Source organism: Acidovorax sp. K2F, from assembly GCF_025246485.1.
Taxonomy (GTDB): domain Bacteria; phylum Pseudomonadota; class Gammaproteobacteria; order Burkholderiales; family Burkholderiaceae_C; genus Acidovorax; species Acidovorax delafieldii.
In genome coordinates this window covers 59,853-74,440 of record NZ_JAOBSQ010000003.1, presented here as the reverse complement: position 1 = coordinate 74,440, position 14,588 = coordinate 59,853, and the positions used below count along the sequence as shown (strand labels likewise).

Here is a 14,588-nt window from a genome sequence, read left to right as displayed (position 1 = left end):
GCGTTCAAACTTACCTTTTGCCATTTCAATTCTCCAAAGAGCAATCCCTGTGTAGTGGTTTTACGTCTGCATCTGGTTGCTGATTCACTCCGCACAGGGAACAGAGTGGCACCGGATCGCAGACAAAACAAAGCCCGGACCACAAGGGCCCGGGCGAAGTGCTTACTTACTTGGCGCGCGCTGCCATGATGGCTTCAGACACGTTGCGAGGTGCTTCGCTGTAGTGCTTGAATTCCATCGTGTAGGTGGCACGGCCTTGCGACATGGAGCGCAGGGTCGTGGAGTAGCCGAACATTTCGGACAGGGGTACTTCGGCCTTGATGGCCTTACCGCCACCGACCATGTCGTCCATGCCCTGCACCATGCCGCGACGGCTGGACAGGTCGCCCATCACGTTACCGGCGTAGTCTTCAGGCGTTTCCACTTCCACGGCCATCATGGGTTCCAGAATGACCGGACCGGCCTTCTTGCAACCTTCCTTGAAGCCGAAGATGGCAGCCATCTTGAACGCCAGTTCGTTCGAGTCCACATCGTGGTACGAACCGAAGTGCAGCGTGACCTTGACGTCCACCACGGGGTAACCAGCCAGCACGCCTTGCGTCACAGCTTCGTTGATACCCTTTTCCACGGCCGGGATGAATTCGCGAGGCACCACACCGCCCTTGATCGCGTCCACGAACTCGATGCCCTTGCCGGCTTCGTTGGGTTCGATCTTGAGCACGACGTGGCCGTACTGACCCTTACCACCGGACTGGCGCACGAACTTGCCTTCGGCTTCTTCCACCGTCTTGCGGATGGTTTCGCGGTAAGCCACCTGGGGCTTGCCCACGTTGGCTTCCACGCCGAATTCACGCTTCATGCGGTCCACGATGATTTCGAGGTGCAACTCGCCCATGCCGCCAATGATGGTCTGGCCGGACTCTTCGTCGGTCTGCACGCGGAACGATGGATCTTCAGCGGCCAGGCGCGACAGGGCGATACCCATCTTTTCCTGGTCGGCCTTGGACTTGGGTTCCACAGCCTGACGGATCACAGGCTCAGGGAACACCATGCGCTCCAGCGTCACCACGGCGGCTGGATCGCACAGGGTTTCACCGGTCGTCACGTCCTTCAGACCCACGCAGGCAGCGATGTCACCGGCGCGGATTTCGTCCACTTCCTGGCGCTCGTTGGCGTGCATCTGCACGATACGGCCGATACGTTCCTTCTTGCCACGCACTGGGTTGTACACGGTGTCGCCCTTGGAGAGCACGCCGGAGTACACACGCACGAACGTCAGCTGGCCCACGAACGGGTCGGTCATCAGCTTGAATGCCAGGGCGGAGAACTTCTCGTTGTCGTCCGCCTTGCGGGTGACTTCCTTGTCGTCTTCGTCGAAGCCAGGCACTGGAGGCACGTCCAGCGGCGAAGGCATGAGTTCGATCACGGCGTCCAGCATGCGCTGCACACCCTTGTTCTTGAACGCAGTGCCGCACAGCATGGGCTGGATTTCACCAGCGATGGTGCGAGTACGCAGGCCTTGGGTGATCTCTTCTTCCGACAGATCGCCCTCTTCCAGGTACTTGTTCATCAGGTCTTCAGAGGCTTCAGCAGCGGCTTCGACCATCTTCTCGCGCCATTCAGTGGCAGTGGCCACCAGATCGGCCGGGATTTCTTCGAAGTTGAACTTCATGCCCTGGGAGGCTTCGTCCCAGATGATGGCCTTCATCTTGCGCAGGTCGACCACGCCCTTGAAGTTTTCTTCGGCACCGATCGGGATCACGATTGGCACAGGGTTGGCCTTCAGGCGCAGCTTCATCTGGTCCACGACCTTGAAGAAGTTGGCACCGGTGCGGTCCATCTTGTTCACAAAGGCCAGACGCGGCACCTTGTACTTGTTGGCCTGGCGCCAGACGGTCTCCGACTGGGGCTGTACGCCACCCACGGCGCAGTACACCATGCAGGCACCGTCCAGCACGCGCATGGAACGCTCCACTTCAATCGTGAAGTCCACGTGGCCGGGGGTGTCGATGATGTTGATGCGGTGCTCTGGGAAGGACATGTCCATGCCCTTCCAGAAGCAGGTCGTCGCAGCCGAGGTGATCGTGATGCCACGCTCTTGCTCTTGCTCCATCCAGTCCATGGTGGCCGCGCCGTCGTGCACTTCACCAATCTTGTGGTTCACGCCGGTGTAGAAAAGAATACGCTCGGTCGTGGTGGTCTTGCCAGCGTCAATGTGGGCCGAGATACCGATATTGCGGTAACGCTCGAGGGGGGTCTTGCGAGCCATGGTGGATCCTTGGATGGGTCGTGTTATTCGGGGGGCGGGCCCAGCATTCTGGCGCTGCAACCCGTCAATTTTGTGACTGCCTGAAATCGACACAAGGCTGCAGGCAAAACGCCAGCAGCCTTGGGCCTATATCAGGGCAAATCCGCGTTTTAGAAGCGGAAGTGGCTGAATGCCTTGTTGGCTTCGGCCATACGGTGCACTTCGTCACGCTTCTTCATGGCGCCGCCACGGCCTTCGGTGGCTTCCAGCAGTTCGTTGGCCAGGCGTTGGGCCATCGACTTTTCACCACGCTTGCGGGCGGCTTCCTTAATCCAGCGCATGGACAGGGCCAGACGACGGACAGGACGCACTTCCACGGGCACCTGGTAGTTGGCACCGCCCACGCGGCGGGACTTCACTTCCACCATGGGCTTCACGTTGTTGATGGCAACGGTGAAGGCTTCCAGAGGGTCCTTATCGGGGTGCTTCTTCTCGATCAGTTCCAGGGCGCCGTAAATGATGCGCTCTGCAACTGCCTTCTTGCCGCCTTCCATGATCACGTTCATGAATTTGGACAGCTCTACATTGCCGAACTTGGGATCCGGCAGGATTTCACGTTTGGGGACTTCGCGACGACGTGGCATTTTTTACCTCTATCTTTGCTTCAGTTGGCATCTTTTCAGACACCGCGAGAGCCAATCTCTGGACTCCCACTTACTCGACCCGCGCAGAACACCTGCGTTTGGGGTCACTACGCTGCACTTCCGCGCCACGCGGAAAAACAGCACCGAAAATTCTTCAGACCGAAAGGGCCAGGGCTTACTTGGCCTTTGGCTTCTTCGCGCCGTACTTGGAGCGGGCTTGCTTGCGGTCTTTCACGCCTTGCAAGTCCAGCGAGCCACGCACGATGTGGTAACGCACACCGGGCAAGTCCTTCACACGACCGCCGCGAACCAGCACCACGCTGTGTTCCTGCAGGTTGTGGCCTTCACCGCCGATGTAGGAGATCACCTCAAAACCGTTGGTCAGGCGCACCTTGGCGACCTTACGCAGAGCGGAGTTAGGCTTCTTAGGCGTCGTGGTGTACACACGGGTGCACACGCCACGGCGCTGTGGAGAGTTTTCCATCGCAGGGCTCTTGGACTTGGTCTTTTCGACCTCGCGCCCCTGACGGACCAGTTGATTAATGGTTGGCATGAAATACGTCCCTAAACGTGAATTTGCTTCGTGAAAGCGAAAACGTGAATCCCTTCGGAAATTCCGAAAAGCCTTCTAATGTAGCAGGATGCCCCCTGAAAGGCAAGCCCACTGCGGCTTGCAGCAGTTTCTGGCACCTGCAGCCATCCCGGTGATCTGACAGGAACTGGCTGCAAAAGGAGCGAAAAACAGGCCCGGCATATGCCGGACCTGCGCAGCCAGCTATGGTTTCAGAAGTGGTTCGCCACCTTCTGCAACGCAGCGTCACTTGATCCAGAGGCGGATGGCATCCCAGGCACGGCCCAGGATGCCGGCCTGCTCCACCGCCTCCAGCGCCACCAGGGGCACTTCGCCGATGGACTGGTCGCCCAGCATGACCTTGAGGGTGCCAATGGCCTGACCCTTGGTGTAAGGCGCCACCAACGGGTCGGGGCGGGCGATCTGGGTGGTGACCTTGCCAGCGCTGCCGGCGGGCACGGCGACCACGATGGCCTCCTCGCGGCCGATCTTCAGCACGCTGTCCTTGCCCTTCCAGACGGCAGGGGTCGCCACCGGCTTGCCTGCGTCAAACAACTTGACCGCCTCGAACGCGGTGTAACCCCAGTTCAGCAGCTTCTGGCTTTCGTTCGCGCGCGCGTTTTCGCTCGCGGCACCCAGCACGATGGACAGCAGGCGGCGCTGGCCCACGCCGGGGAATTCACGCTTGGACGTGGCCACCAGGCAGTAGCCCGCCGCAGCGGTGTGGCCGGTCTTGAGGCCATCGACCGTGGGATCGCGGAACAGCAGCGAATTGCGGTTGCTGCCATTCGATGCCGGAGTACCCGGGTAGCTGTACTGCTTGGTGGAGTAATAGTGCATGTACTCCGGAAAATCCTTCATCAGCCGCATGGCCAGCACGGAGAGGTCGCGCGCCGTGGTGGTGTGGCCGGGCTCGGTCAGGCCCTCGGGGTTCTTGTAGCTCGTGCCCTTCATCCCCAGCGCCTGCGCCTGGTCGTTCATGAGCTTGACGAAGTTCTCGGCCGTGCCGCCCACGCCTTCGGCCAGGGCCATGGTGGCGTCGTTGCCGGACTGCACGATCATGCCCTTGATGAGGTCTTCAACCGGCACCTGCATCTTGGGGTCGATGAACATGCGCGAGCCGGGCATCTTCCAGGCGCGCACGCTCACGGGCAGCTTCTGGTCCAGCGCGATCTTCTTGGAGCGCAGGGCGTCGAACACCAGGTAGCCCGTCATGAGCTTGGTGAGCGAGGCCTGCTCCACCGGCGCGTCGATGTCCTTGGCGGCCAGCACCTGGTTGGCGGTGACATCCACCAGCAGATAGGTGCGCGCGGCGATTTCGGGGGGCTGGGGTGCCTGGGCCAGGGCGCCAAAGGCAGCCGGAGCCACCGCAGCAAAGACGGCCAGGGATCGCAACGCAGACAGGATTCGTTTCATGGGGCAGGAGGGGGCTGGAGAGGCTCGAAAAAAGGGTGGGAGAGTGGGCGGGAGAGGGAAGACGACGGACGGCCGGAGCCGGTCCGGGCGGCGCCCCTCAGGCGCCCGATTGCAGGTGGCGCACCACCAGATTCTTCAGAAGCGGCAATTGTCCGTGAAAGAAATGACCACCCGCGGGGACGACTGTGACAGGCAGTATCTGGGGCCGGGCCCAGTCCATCACGGCGGACAGCGGCACGGTGTCGTCCTGCTCGCCGTGCACGACCAGCGTGCGCAGGTGGGCGTCGGGCGGCACCGGGGCCACGGTGAAGCGGCTGGCGGCCGTGCCGACCAGCACGGCCTTCTCCACGCGCTGCGTGGGCCACAGTGCCTCCAGCGCATGGCTGGTGACAAACGCACCGAAAGAAAACCCCGCCAGCGCCAGGGGTTGCCCCTCGGCGGCGGGAGCCACCTGCTCCACCACCGCCAGCAGGTCCTGCAACTCCCCCCGGCCTTCGTCGTACACGCCGGCCGTGGCGCCCACGCCGCGGAAGTTGAAGCGCACCGCCGTCCAGCCACACTGCACAAACGCGCGCGCCAGGGTCTGCACCACCTTGTTGTCCATGGTGCCGCCAAACAGCGGATGCGGGTGGGCGATGATGGCGACGCCACGGGGCGCCGCGCCATCGGCCAGGGTGGCGCTGTCGCGCACGGCCTCGATGGCGCCTGCGGGGCCGGACAGGGTCAGGCGTTCGGTCTGGGCATTCACGGATTTGCTACTCAATCAATAGCAGCAGGGGCATGATCCACTAGCGCCTGCTGCCAAAATCGTTCCAAGACAGGGATGGAGCCGCGCTCAGCGGCCAAGTTCCGCTGGTGTGACCAGACGTTCCACCACCTGGCCGTTCTTGAGGTGCGATTCGACGATTTCGTCGATGTCCGCCGCGTCCACATAGGTGTACCAGATGCCCTCGGGGTAGACCACCGCCACGGGGCCACCCGCGCAACGGTCCAGGCAACCGGCCTTGTTCACACGCACCTTGCCGGCACCCGCCAGCCCGGCGGCCTTGACCTGGGCCTTGCAGCGGTCAAAACCCGCCTGTGCGTTGTGGTGCGCGCAGCTGTCTTCCCCGTTGGTGCGCTCGTTGAGGCAGAAAAAGATGTGGCGCTGGTAATAACCGGGCGCTGCGGCCGGTGCGGAAGGGGTGTCGCTCATCCCTGCATTTTAAGGACCCCTGCCTCTCCCAGCGGGCGAGGCCACGCCCCAAGCCCCTGCCCGGCCACACAGAAAGCCAGAGGCCATCGCCCTGCGACTCAGGCCCCGCCCTCTCGTCGCGACACCCGAAACACCACATACAGCAGCGTCAGGTAGGGCCACAGCCAGCCCAGCCACTGTCCCAGACCATAAAAGCGGATGAAACGGCCCTGCTCCCAGATCTGCAGCGTCTGGGCAAAGTAGGCACTGGTGGGCGCTTGGTTCAGCAGTGCCAGATGCCAGGTCAGCGCCAGCAGCAGCACGGCAGCGCAGGCACGGCGCGGCAGGGCCAGCATCAGCAGGGCCAACGCCAGCGCCGCCCACACGCCCACGCGCACGGGCAGGTCCATCCACTCCCAGGCGTGCACGGGGCCCCAGCTGAGCGCGGCGGACAGCGCGGTCAGCACAATGCCCACCCCGACCACCGCCAGCGCAAACAGGGCGCGCCGCCCCATCTGGCGGATCACGCAATACCCCAGCAGGCAGGGGATGAGCAGCCCCAGGGTGACGCACAGCAGCTCGCCGCTGGGTGACAGCGGGTCCAGCTCGGTCTCGCGCAGCGGCAGCCACTCCAGGAACGGCGTATCGGCCAGCAGGTCGATGAGCGCGGCCTCCAGCCGTTCCAGCACCTGGCCCAGGCCAAAGGGCACCGCGGCCGGAAACAGCAGCGCCAGCGGCCACAGCGCCAGCAGCACCATGCCGCCCGAGGCGTCGGACACAAACCAGCGCGCCCGGAAGTCGCTCCAGCGGTCCAGCGCCCCCAGCCGCTCCAGCAGCGCGGCGCTCAGCGCACCGGCCAGCGTGCCCAGCGCGTTGAGCGCCAGGTCCAGGTTGGAGGGCACGCGCCGGGGCAGGTAGATCTGCAGAAACTCCATGCACAGCGACAGCAGCGTGCCCACCAGCGTGGCCAGCGCCACCGCCCACAGCACACGCCGCCAGCCCGATCGCAACAGGCCCAGCACCAGCAAAAAGCCCAGGGGCGCGTAACCCACGAGGTTGGTGACCACGTCAAACCCCGTCCAGTACGGCGGGGGCAACCGGGCCAGCAGGAAGACCAGGGGGTCGATGCCCTGCTCGCGCCACCCGTCAAACGGGAACAGGCTGGCAAAAACGATCAGCGCCGTGTACGTCAGCGCGAGCGGCCAGGCAGAGGTTTTGTGCATGCGCCCTCTGCGTCTCCGTCAAAAGGGTTTGACCACCACCAGCACCACGGCCACCAGCAGCAGCAGCACCGGTGCTTCGTTGAACCAGCGGAACCACACATGGCTGCGGCGGCTGGTGCCGTCGGCCAGCTTGCGCAGCAGCACGCTGCACGCATGGTGGTAGCCGATGACCAGCACCACCACGGCCAGCTTGGCGTGCATCCAGCCATTGCCGGGGCCCCGGCCGATGCCGTAGCCCAGCCACAGCCACAGTCCCAGCGCAATGGCGGGCACGGCCAGCAGGGTGGTGAAGCGCATCAGCTTGCGTGCCATGAGCAGCAGGCGGTCGCGCTCGGCGGCCGAGCCGGGCGCCACCATCGCCAGGTTGACGAAGATGCGCGGCAGGTAGAACAGGCCCGCAAACCAGCTGGCCACGAAAACGATGTGAAAGGCTTTGACCCAGAGCATGGGGGCAGTTTACGGGCCTACGCCACTCCGACGGGACAACCCCAAAAAAAAGCCCGGCAGATCCGCCGGGCCGGGAAAGCCTGTGCCGCATCGCTGCAGCCCAGGTCCCGCTCAGGGAGGAAAAGCGGGGGGCGGCAAGCCGCCCGACACCAATCTAGCACTGGGCATGGGCGGTTACAAGCGGCTTTTCCACAGAGCGCCAACCACCGCCACCGCCCCCTGCCAGTGCCACCGTGGATCCGGCTTTGCCGGTCCAGAGGTGGCGTCCCCCCAGGGGGAAGGCGCGCAGCGCCACAGGGGGGCTTCATAATCTGATGATGCACCTCCAAAGCCCTGCCCCCTTCCCCCAGAACCGCCCCCGCCGCCTGCGCCGCGATGCCTTCACCCGCCGCCTGGTGCGCGAGAACGTGGTCACCGCCGACGACCTGATCTACCCCGTGTTCGTGCACGAGGGCACGAACCGCAGCGAGGCCGTGACCTCCATGCCCGGCGTGGACCGCCTGAGCCTGGACCTGTTGCTGCCCGTGGCCGCGGACTGCGTGAAGCTGGGCATCCCGGTGCTGGCGCTGTTCCCGGCGATTGACCCGTCGCTCAAGACACCGGACGGCAAGGAAGCCCTGAACCCCGACGGCCTGATCCCGCGCGTGGTGCGGGCGCTGAAGAAGGAGTTTCCCGACCTGGGCGTGATGACCGACGTGGCACTGGACCCCTACACCAGCCACGGCCAGGACGGCGTGCTGGACGAGACCGGCTACATCATCAACGACGAGACGGTGGAGATCCTCACTGGCCAGGCGCTCACGCATGCCGAGGCGGGCGTGGACATCGTCGCCCCCAGCGACATGATGGACGGGCGCATCGGCGCGATCCGCGAGGCGCTGGAGGTGCAGGGCCACATCCACACCCGCATCATGGCCTACAGCGCCAAATACGCCAGCGCCTTCTACGGCCCGTTCCGCGACGCGGTGGGCACGCGCGGCGCCCTGGGCAAGGCCGACAAGAACGTGTACCAGATGGACCCCGGCAACAGCGACGAGGCTCTGCGCGAAGTGGCCATCGACATCGCCGAAGGCGCCGACATGGTGATGGTGAAACCCGGCATGCCCTACCTGGACATCGTGCGCCGCGTGAAGGACGAGTTCCACGTGCCCACCTTTGCCTACCAGGTGAGCGGCGAGTACGCCATGATCAAGGCCGCGGCCGCCAACGGCTGGCTGGACCACGACGCCGTGATGATGGAAAGCCTGCTGGCCTTCAAGCGCGCAGGCGCCGACGGCGTGCTGACCTACTTTGCGCGCGACGTGGCACGCAAGCTACAAAAATAATAGCTGTCAGCGCATATTCCACTAGCGCTACCGGCGCTTTTGACTGAAACCACGGTGTCCATGCGCATCTTTCACATCCACAGCAGCGGCGTGCAGGAGCTGACAGCCCTGCCCGCCCAGATGCCGGCGCAGGGTTTCCTCTGGATCGCCTGCGCGCGTCCGGCCTTTCAGGCGCGGCTCGCCGAGATCCAGGGCCGCCTGCAGGCGCTGATCGGGCTGCAGCTGGTGGACCTGCATGTGTCCGACCTGCTCAACGCGCAGTTGCCCTCGCACTACGACTACACCTCGCAGTACGACCTGCTGGTGTTCCGCCGCCTGGCCACGGTGCAGGGCGATGCTGCGCAGGCCGGGCAGCCCGGGCCTGCTGCCCCCGCCACACCGGCCGTTGCCGCCGAGCCCGACAACAACCCCAACGCCCCGGTCAAGCGCAGCGGCCCGCCCGTGCTGCGGCGCATCGACACCAGCCCCGTGGGATTTGCGGTGTTCGACCAGCTGCTGCTGACCGTGCACCCCACCGACTGCGCAGTGCGCGATGCCTACGCGACGCGGCTGCTGGCGGCCACCCCGGCCAATGGCCATGGAATCGGCAACGGCACCAGCAGTGCCAACAACGCCAGCCACGCTCACGGCAACGCCCACGCCAGCCCCGGCATGGGCGAGGGCCGCAGCAGCCCGATCTCGGGCGCACGCCTGCCCACCAGTCCCGCCGACCTGATGCTGCGCGTGGTCAACCAGATGGTGGACGGCTACCTGGACCTGCGCCGCGAACTCACCCGCCAGCTGGACCACTGGCAGACCGAACTGCTCAAGCCCCGCGCGCGGTACGTGAACTGGACCTCGCTGCTCGAAGCGCGCCTGTCGCTGCACATGCTCGACGAGATCTGCGAAGACCAGCGCACCGCCGTGCAGGACTGGATCGACGCGCTGGAAACCTGGGCCCTGCCCGACACGCCGGCGGGCCTGCGCGAGCTGGACCTGCTCAAGGTGCGCAGCCGCGACGTGCTGGAGCACATCGAGCGCGTGGTGCACCACGTGCGGCGCCTGGAGCAGAGCACCGAAACCGCCGTGCAGATGCACTTTTCGGTGCAGAGCAACCGCACCAACGACATCATGCGCACCCTCACGGCGCTCACGGCCGTGTTTTTGCCGCTGAACCTGATTGCGGGCATTTTCGGAATGAACTTCGAGTTCATTCCACTGGTGCACAAGGCCGACGGCTTCTGGTGGGCCATGGGGTCGATGGTGTTCATCGCGCTGTCGCTGGTGCTGCTGTTCTGGCGCAAGCGGTATCTGGCGAGGACAAGATAGGAACATCCCCCTGAGGCCCTTCGGGCCTTCCCCCTTCTCTCGGCTTCGCCGGGAAGGGGGACGATGCCCTCGCTGCGGGGCGGCCCTTGCTTGGCATCCCTGGCTTGGGTCAGCGCCCGTATCAGCGTGCGTCACCCAAAAACAGGAAGGGTCATGCGTTCCAGTGCCTTATGGCCGGGCCACCCCAAACAACCCCGCCGCGTTGTCCCAAGCCACCTTGCGCGCCACATCGGCGGGCAGGCCGCCCAGCCACTGGCGGTAGCCCTGCATCAGGCTCTCGTAGTGCTGCCAGCGCTGGTTGACCCAGGTGTCCGAGCCGACCACGAAGCGCGTGGGGTACTTGAGCAGCAGCGCGCGCCAGGCGGGGCACAGCTGGTTGTCGTCGCAGACCAGGCCGGGGCGGTACGAGAGTTCGCCCACCAGGCCGGGGTAGCGGGCCATCAGGGCGTCCACCCGCCCCACCGGCGCGCCGCCGATGCCGGTGTGGGCCCAGATCAGCCGGGCCTTCTGGCCTTGGGACGGGGTGTTGGCCATCAGCAGGTCGATGGCGGTGTCGTCCACATGGGCCAGCACCACCAAGTCCCGCTGCTCGGCCAGGGCCATGAGCTTTTTGGCCACGGGGCCGTTGGCGTTGGCGCTGTCGTAAAGATGGAATTCGCCCAAGCCCCGGTACGGGCCGGCCGGTGTGCCCCGGGCCAGTTCCGTCTGCACCATGTCGTAGATGGTGTCGTCGGCAAACCAGCCGGTGTAGTCGGCGCGGTTACGGTACAGCCGCACAAACGGCACCACAACCACACCGGCCTCACGGGTCTGCGGCAGGCCCGCCAGGGTGAGCGACCCGGCATTGGGCCGCGAGTTGGCCACGATGGCGCGCACGCCGCTGGCCTTCATGCGCGCCAGCACATCGGCGGGTGGGTGCGGGCCTGAGCGGCCGTCCCACGCTTCCTCGTTGTAGTGCAGGTGGGCGTCAAACAGGGGGCCGGTGTAGTCGGCCGCGTGGGTGGTGGCGCATAGCGCTATTAAACCCATAGCTGCCACCGCATGACGGACTAGCGCTTGGGACAAAAAACGCCTGAAATCCGCCATATCCACCTCCGTTGGTCGTTCGCTACCGTGTCGCCGTCTCTGTCACTGGGGCGGTCTCAGCCCAGGTGCTTGGCAAAAAAGGCCAGGGTGCGCTCGCGCGCCGTGTTGGCGGCGGCCTCGTCGTAGCTACCGCGCTGGTCGCAGTTGAAGCCGTGGTCGGCGGCGTACACATGCACTTCGACCTCTGGGTGGGCCTTGCCAAAGGCCTGCACGCTATCGAGCGGAATCCAGTGGTCGCGCTCGCCAAAGTGGGCCAGCAGCGGCACCTTGGGCGTGCGTGCCACTTCTTCCGGCGTGGTCACGCCACCGCCGTAGTACGGCACGGCGGCCGACAGGCCCTGCAGCAGGCAGGCCGAGCGCCAGGTCAGCAGGCCGCCCCAGCAGTAGCCCACGATGCCCACCTTGCCGCCGCTTTGCTGCGCGGCGTAGTCGATGGCGGCCTGGATGTCGGGCAGCACGCCCGGCGCTGGCAAGGCTTCGACCGCGGCCTTCAGGCCCATGCCGGCCTGCATGTCGTCACCGGTGTAGCCCAGCTCCACCCCTTGCTTGACGCGGTGGAAGGTGGATGGCGCCACGGCCAGGTAGCCGCTGGCGGCGTAGCGGTCGGCCACCGAACGGATGTGCGAGTTCACGCCAAAAATTTCTTGCAGCACCACCACGGCGCCACGGGGCGTGCCCTCGGGCCTGGCGACCCAGGCGGGGGCCACAAAACCGTCACTCGACGTCAGATCGACAAACTGTCCCATGCTGAATGCTCCTTGGATTTGGTACGTATGGTGCGCAGAGGGTCCGCGCTATGGGTGCGGGCGCTGCGCTGCGGGGGGCAGAACCTGTTCCAATGCGCCATTCTTGCAGGAGACCCCACCCCATGGAGAAGATCGCACTAATCACTGGCGCCAGCCGGGGCATTGGCGCCGCCACCGCACGGCTGGCCGCAAAACATGGCTGGGCCGTGGCCGTCAACTACCTCGCCAACGAGGCCGCTGCGCAGAGCGTGGTCGATGCCATCCGTGCAGAAGGCGGCACCGCCATCGCGGTGCAGGGTGACGTGGCGAGCGAGGCCGACATCCTGGCCATGTTCCAGGCCGTGGACACCCAGCTGGGCCGCATCAGCGCCCTGGTCAACAACGCCGGCGTGGTGGACGTGACCGCCAGGGTGGACGAAATGAGCACCGAACGCCTGCGCCGCATGTTCGACACCAACGTGATCGGCAGCATCGTCTGCGCCCGCGAGGCCGTGGGGCGCATGAGCACGCGCCATGGCGGCAGCGGTGGCGCCATCGTCAATGTGTCCAGCGCCGCCTCGCGCCTGGGCTCGGCCCATCAGTATGTGGACTACGCGGCGGCCAAGGGCGCCATCGACACCTTCACCATCGGCCTGGCGCGCGAGGTGGCGGCCGAGGGCATCCGTGTGAACGCCGTGCGTCCGGGCCTGATCGAGACCGACATCCACGCCAGCGGCGGGCTGCCCGACCGCGTGCGCGACCTCTCGCACCAGGTGCCCATGCAGCGCGGCGGCACGGCCGACGAGGTGGCCGAGGCCATCGTCTGGCTGATGTCCCCCGCAGCGAGCTACACCACAGCCACCTTGATGGATGTGTCGGGCGGGCGCTAGGGCGCGCAGGGCATCGCACAACCCAGTAGCAGGCACGCTGCAGCGCAGCATGCCTGAGTGCCAAACGGCGCAGAAAACACCGCATACTCGCCCACAGCCCGGGCTGCGCCACACTCATCTGCCGTTGGCCTGAGCCCCCCCGAAGAACCACCCTGCCCACTTGCCCTTGGGAGCGCCCTGATGGACCTCAAACCCCTGATCACCCTGCTGGCCATCGTGAACCCGCTGGCCATCGTGCCGTTCTTCATCCACTACACGCAGGGCTTCTCGTACCCGCAGCGGCGCCGCACCATCCAGGTAGCCAGCTTCAGCGTGTTCTGCGTGATTGCCGCCTGTGCGCTGCTGGGCCTGCAGATCCTCGACTTCTTCAACATCTCGCTGCAGAGCTTCCAGGTGGGTGGCGGCATGCTGCTGCTCATCAGCGCGATGAACATGCTCAACGCCCAGCCCGCCGAGGCCAAGCCCAGCACCAACGAATACGAAGAAGGCGCCGAAAAGGCCGCCGGCGGCAGCAGCATTGCCGTGGTGCCGCTCACCATTCCGCTGCTCACCGGCCCGGCCAGCATGTCCACCGTGGTGATTTATGCCGACCGCGCGCAGACCTTCTGGCAGCACGCCGCGCTGGTGGGCTACGGCGTGGTCATCGCGCTGGCCACGGCCGTGTGCTTTGCGCTGGCCGACCCGATTGCGCGCGTGCTGGGCAAGACCGGCATCAATGTGATGACCCGCCTGATGGGCCTCATTCTGGCTGCGCTGGCCGTGGAAGTGATGGCCGACGGGCTGGGCAAGCTGTTCCCCATCCTCGTCGCACGCTGACCCTCCATGTCCGCCCGCCTGCTGCTGCTCGAAGACGACCCCGCCATCGCCCGCACCGTGGCCTATGCGCTGGAGCGCGATGGCCTGACCGTCACGCACAGCCTGCTGGTGCACGACGCGCGCCAGCAGCTGCAGAGCGCACGGTTTGACCTGCTGGTGCTGGACGTGGGCCTGCCCGACGGCAGCGGCCTGGACCTGCTGCGCGATGTGCGCAACACCGCGCCCACCGCCGCCCTGCCCGTGCTGATGCTCAGCGCCCACGGCGAAGAAATCGACCGCGTGCTGGGCCTGGAACTGGGCGCCGACGACTACCTCACCAAACCCTTCAGCCCGCGCGAACTGGCCGCGCGCGTGAAGGCGCTGCTGCGCCGCGCGGGTCACGGCAACGGCCACCCGGCAGCGCCCGCCGCCACGGCCGCCGCGCTGTTCCACGACGACGAGGCCGGCCAGCGCATCAGCCTGCGCGGCCAGGCCCTGCCGCTGACCCGGCGCGAGTACCGCCTGCTGTCCCACCTGCTGCGCGGCGCAGGCCGCATCCATTCGCGCGACGCCCTGCTGGCCGCCGCCTGGGGCGACGACAGCGAAAGCACCGACCGCACGGTAGACACCCACATCAAGACCCTGCGCGCCAAGCTGCGCGAGGTGGACCCGGCGCGCGAGTACATCAGCACGCACCGGGGCATGGGTTACTGCCTGGACATCTGAAGCCAAATTG

The 14,588-nt window shown here is 65.7% G+C and carries 15 protein-coding genes; 5 read left to right on the top strand and 10 right to left on the bottom strand.

Going from position 1 to position 14,588, the window contains the following annotated elements; all coding sequences use genetic code 11:
• Nucleotides 1–166: 166 nt before the first annotated feature.
• The 8 genes from fusA to N4G42_RS01915 form a co-directional block, all read right to left on the bottom strand.
• Complete coding sequence (gene fusA / locus N4G42_RS01950) at nt 167–2,269, bottom strand: elongation factor G (protein ID WP_056057548.1); 2,103 nt, start codon at nt 2,267–2,269, stop codon at nt 167–169.
• Between the two features lie 149 nt (nt 2,270–2,418).
• Complete coding sequence (gene rpsG / locus N4G42_RS01945) at nt 2,419–2,892, bottom strand: 30S ribosomal protein S7 (RefSeq protein WP_005798541.1); 474 nt, start codon at nt 2,890–2,892, stop codon at nt 2,419–2,421.
• 175 nt (nt 2,893–3,067) lie between these two features.
• A complete protein-coding gene (rpsL, locus tag N4G42_RS01940; RefSeq protein ID WP_015012185.1) occupies nt 3,068–3,445 on the bottom strand; it encodes a 30S ribosomal protein S12 in 378 nt (125 codons plus the stop codon).
• Nucleotides 3,446–3,709: 264 nt separating this feature from the next.
• Nucleotides 3,710–4,879, bottom strand: coding sequence for a D-alanyl-D-alanine carboxypeptidase family protein (locus N4G42_RS01935; protein WP_056057545.1), 1,170 nt, complete (start codon nt 4,877–4,879; stop codon nt 3,710–3,712).
• 97 nt (nt 4,880–4,976) lie between these two features.
• Nucleotides 4,977–5,627 carry an alpha/beta hydrolase gene (locus tag N4G42_RS01930; protein WP_056642991.1) on the bottom strand — a complete coding sequence of 217 codons (651 nt, stop codon included), beginning with the start codon at nt 5,625–5,627 and terminating at the stop codon, nt 4,977–4,979.
• 87 nt (nt 5,628–5,714) lie between these two features.
• Complete coding sequence (locus N4G42_RS01925) at nt 5,715–6,074, bottom strand: (2Fe-2S) ferredoxin domain-containing protein (protein ID WP_260665968.1); 360 nt, start codon at nt 6,072–6,074, stop codon at nt 5,715–5,717.
• Between the two features lie 98 nt (nt 6,075–6,172).
• Nucleotides 6,173–7,276: a VanZ family protein gene (locus N4G42_RS01920; RefSeq protein WP_056057538.1), complete on the bottom strand. Its 1,104-nt coding sequence runs from the start codon at nt 7,274–7,276 to the stop codon at nt 6,173–6,175.
• 18 nt (nt 7,277–7,294) lie between these two features.
• Complete coding sequence (locus N4G42_RS01915; protein ID WP_015012180.1) at nt 7,295–7,723, bottom strand: CopD family protein; 429 nt, start codon at nt 7,721–7,723, stop codon at nt 7,295–7,297.
• Between the two features lie 317 nt (nt 7,724–8,040).
• Here N4G42_RS01915 and hemB point away from each other — a divergent pair, with 317 nt between their 5' ends.
• Nucleotides 8,041–9,048, top strand: coding sequence for a porphobilinogen synthase (hemB, locus tag N4G42_RS01910; RefSeq protein ID WP_056057768.1), 1,008 nt, complete (start codon nt 8,041–8,043; stop codon nt 9,046–9,048).
• Nucleotides 9,049–9,108: 60 nt separating this feature from the next.
• Complete coding sequence (locus N4G42_RS01905) at nt 9,109–10,356, top strand: magnesium transporter CorA family protein (RefSeq protein ID WP_260665966.1); 1,248 nt, start codon at nt 9,109–9,111, stop codon at nt 10,354–10,356.
• Nucleotides 10,357–10,524: 168 nt separating this feature from the next.
• Here the strand turns inward: N4G42_RS01905 and N4G42_RS01900 are convergent, their stop codons facing one another.
• Together N4G42_RS01900 and N4G42_RS01895 are read right to left on the bottom strand one after the other, a co-directional pair.
• The gene (locus N4G42_RS01900; RefSeq protein WP_260665965.1) at nt 10,525–11,385 is read right to left on the bottom strand and encodes an amidohydrolase family protein; all 861 of its coding nucleotides are present in this window, start codon (nt 11,383–11,385) and stop codon (nt 10,525–10,527) included.
• A 113-nt stretch (nt 11,386–11,498) separates the two neighbouring features.
• Nucleotides 11,499–12,188 carry a dienelactone hydrolase family protein gene (locus N4G42_RS01895; protein WP_099731485.1) on the bottom strand — a complete coding sequence of 230 codons (690 nt, stop codon included), beginning with the start codon at nt 12,186–12,188 and terminating at the stop codon, nt 11,499–11,501.
• Between the two features lie 122 nt (nt 12,189–12,310).
• Here N4G42_RS01895 and N4G42_RS01890 point away from each other — a divergent pair, with 122 nt between their 5' ends.
• From N4G42_RS01890 to N4G42_RS01880, 3 genes are all read left to right on the top strand, one after another.
• Nucleotides 12,311–13,057 (top strand): SDR family oxidoreductase, encoded by a 747-nt coding sequence (locus N4G42_RS01890; RefSeq protein ID WP_260665964.1) that lies wholly within the window; start codon nt 12,311–12,313, stop codon nt 13,055–13,057.
• A 180-nt stretch (nt 13,058–13,237) separates the two neighbouring features.
• The gene (locus N4G42_RS01885) at nt 13,238–13,873 is read left to right on the top strand and encodes a MarC family protein (RefSeq protein ID WP_260665963.1); all 636 of its coding nucleotides are present in this window, start codon (nt 13,238–13,240) and stop codon (nt 13,871–13,873) included.
• A gap of 6 nt (nt 13,874–13,879) precedes the next feature.
• The gene (locus tag N4G42_RS01880) at nt 13,880–14,578 is read left to right on the top strand and encodes a winged helix-turn-helix domain-containing protein (protein WP_260665962.1); all 699 of its coding nucleotides are present in this window, start codon (nt 13,880–13,882) and stop codon (nt 14,576–14,578) included.
• Nucleotides 14,579–14,588 lie beyond the last annotated feature (10 nt).

Bases quoted from the DNA above. Each gene is read 5' to 3' on its own strand.
- fusA (WP_056057548.1), bottom strand. From the start codon at position 2,269: ATGGCTCGCAAGACCCCCCTCGAGCGTTACCGCAATATCGGTATCTCG.
- rpsG (WP_005798541.1), bottom strand. From the start codon at position 2,892: ATGCCACGTCGTCGCGAAGTCCCCAAACGTGAAATCCTGCCGGATCCC.
- rpsL (WP_015012185.1), bottom strand. From the start codon at position 3,445: ATGCCAACCATTAATCAACTGGTCCGTCAGGGGCGCGAGGTCGAAAAG.
- N4G42_RS01935 (WP_056057545.1), bottom strand. From the start codon at position 4,879: ATGAAACGAATCCTGTCTGCGTTGCGATCCCTGGCCGTCTTTGCTGCG.
- N4G42_RS01925 (WP_260665968.1), bottom strand. From the start codon at position 6,074: ATGAGCGACACCCCTTCCGCACCGGCCGCAGCGCCCGGTTATTACCAG.
- N4G42_RS01920 (WP_056057538.1), bottom strand. From the start codon at position 7,276: ATGCACAAAACCTCTGCCTGGCCGCTCGCGCTGACGTACACGGCGCTG.
- N4G42_RS01915 (WP_015012180.1), bottom strand. From the start codon at position 7,723: ATGCTCTGGGTCAAAGCCTTTCACATCGTTTTCGTGGCCAGCTGGTTT.
- hemB (WP_056057768.1), top strand. From the start codon at position 8,041: ATGCACCTCCAAAGCCCTGCCCCCTTCCCCCAGAACCGCCCCCGCCGC.
- N4G42_RS01905 (WP_260665966.1), top strand. From the start codon at position 9,109: ATGCGCATCTTTCACATCCACAGCAGCGGCGTGCAGGAGCTGACAGCC.
- N4G42_RS01900 (WP_260665965.1), bottom strand. From the start codon at position 11,385: ATGGGTTTAATAGCGCTATGCGCCACCACCCACGCGGCCGACTACACC.
- N4G42_RS01895 (WP_099731485.1), bottom strand. From the start codon at position 12,188: ATGGGACAGTTTGTCGATCTGACGTCGAGTGACGGTTTTGTGGCCCCC.
- N4G42_RS01890 (WP_260665964.1), top strand. From the start codon at position 12,311: ATGGAGAAGATCGCACTAATCACTGGCGCCAGCCGGGGCATTGGCGCC.
- N4G42_RS01885 (WP_260665963.1), top strand. From the start codon at position 13,238: ATGGACCTCAAACCCCTGATCACCCTGCTGGCCATCGTGAACCCGCTG.
- N4G42_RS01880 (WP_260665962.1), top strand. From the start codon at position 13,880: ATGTCCGCCCGCCTGCTGCTGCTCGAAGACGACCCCGCCATCGCCCGC.